The 2,200-nt window shown below is 71.6% G+C and carries 1 protein-coding gene; it reads left to right on the forward strand.

What is annotated here, in order from left to right; genetic code table 11:
- Nucleotides 1-5: 5 nt before the first annotated feature.
- The coding region (locus IEZ03_RS37160) for a type I polyketide synthase (protein ID WP_308428024.1) at nt 6-2,200 on the forward strand (2,195 nt) is incomplete at its 3' end.

The raw sequence follows: 2,200 nt of genomic DNA on the forward strand, positions 1-2,200 counted from the left end.
GCGGCATGACCGGCCATCTCAGCGACGCCGACCGCGCCCGCATCGGCCAGAGCCTGCCCCCCATCCCGACGGCGCAGGGCCTCGAACTCTTCGATGCCGTACTGGACGTCCCCGACCCTCACCTCCTCGCCACGCCCATCAACCTCGCCAAGGCGCCCTCCCCGCCTCCGCCGCTCCTCCAGGGGCTCGTCCGCGGCTCCTCCGTCCGCCGGACGGCGAGCACGGCGTCCGGTCCGGGCGATCTGGCCGGGCGGCTGGCGGCTCTCAGTCCCGAGGAACAGGAAGGCAGGCTCCTCTCCCTGGTCAGGAGCAATGTCGCCGCCGTCCTGGCGCACGGGTCGGTGGAAGGCGTCGACGTGGGACGCCCGTTCAGCGAACTGGGCTTCGACTCCCTCACCGCGATCGAACTGCGCAACCGCCTGGCCACCGCCACCGGACAGCGCCTCCCGGCGACGCTGGTCTTCGACCACCCCACGCCTCAGGCACTCGCCCTGCACCTCAAGGACACGCTTCTCGACACCCACGCGCCGGCGACCGCGAGGGCGGTGGGGAGCGCCACCGACGAGCCGATCGCGATCGTCGCGATGGGATGCCGCTACCCGGGCGACGTCCGCACACCGCAGCAGCTGTGGAACCTGGTCGCCGGCGGTGTCGACGCCATCGGCGAGTTCCCGTCGAACCGGGGCTGGCCCATAGAGGACCTGCACCATCCCGATCCCGACCAGCCGGGGACCACCTATGCCCGCGAGGGCGGCTTTCTCTACGACGCCGACCACTTCGACGCCGACTTCTTCAACATCAGTCCCCGCGAAGCCCAGGCCACCGACCCCCAGCAGCGGCTCCTCCTCGAAACCGCCTGGGAGACCATCGAGAACGCCCACATCGACCCGGCCACCCTCCACGGCACCCGCACCGGCATCTTCACCGGTATCTCGTCACACGACTACGGCACCGGCCATCTCAGAATCTCCGGTGAATCCGAGGGCTATCTGGGCTCTGGGACATCCGGCAGCGTGGCGTCAGGACGCATCTCCTACACACTCGGCCTGGAAGGGCCCGCGGTCACGGTCGACACGGCCTGCTCCTCCTCCCTCGTCGCCCTCCATCTGGCCTGCCAGGCCCTCCAGCAGGGGGAGTGCGATCTCGCCATCGCGGGCGGCGCCACCGTCATGTCCACTCCCGGCATATTCGTCGCCTTCTCGCGGCAGCGGGGCCTGGCACGCGATGGCCGCTGCAAGCCGTTCGCCGCGGCGGCCGACGGCACCGGCTGGGGCGAGGGCGTCGGGCTCCTTCTCGTCGAGCGGCTGTCGGACGCGCAGCGCAACGGCCACCCCGTTCTGGCGATCGTGCGCGGATCGGCGGTCAACCAGGATGGCGCCAGCAATGGGCTGACCGCGCCGAACGGGCCGTCCCAGCAGCGGGTCATCCGGGAGGCTCTCGGTCGAGCCCGGCTGGCTCCCGACGACATCGACGCCGTCGAAGCGCACGGCACCGGCACGGCCCTCGGCGACCCCATCGAAGCCCAGGCCCTGCTCGCGACCTACGGCCGGGAACGCGAGCGGCCGCTTCGGCTGGGGTCGATCAAATCGAACCTCGGGCACACCCAGGCCGCCGCCGGCGTCGCCGGAGTCATCAAGATGGTCCAGGCCATGCGGCACGGCGTCCTGCCGCAGACCCTGCACGTCGACGAGCCGACACCGCACGTCGACTGGTCCGCCGGAACCGTCGAACTCCTCACCGAAACCGTCCCGTGGCCCGAGACCGGACAGCCTCGCCGCGCCGCGGTCTCCTCCTTCGGCATCAGCGGAACCAACGCTCACACCATCATCGAGCAGGCACCCGACCAGGCTGCCGATCGCGGGTTGGCAGCCGACCCCGATGAGGCGCCCAACGGTCCTGTCTCAGAGGCCGCCGACCGAGCAGAGGACGACCCTTGCCCGGCGCTCGCCTGGGTGCTGTCAGCGAAGACCGAGCCGGCACTGGCCGCGCAGGCCGAGCGGCTCGCCGCCCATCTGGACGCCCATCCCGATGCGGCTCCCGAGGGAGTGGCCTGGGCTTTGGCCACCCGCTCGGTGCTGGAGCATCGTGCCGTCATCGTCGGCGACGAAGCCGGGTTGCGTGAGGGGTTGCGGGCGCTGGCGGCCGGTGAGCCGCACCCGGCCGTGGTCACCGGACGCGCCCTGCCCGGCCAGGACGGCAA

The sequence above is a fragment of the Actinomadura livida genome (assembly GCF_014648675.1).
Classification (GTDB): Bacteria; Actinomycetota; Actinomycetes; order Streptosporangiales; family Streptosporangiaceae; genus Spirillospora; species Spirillospora livida.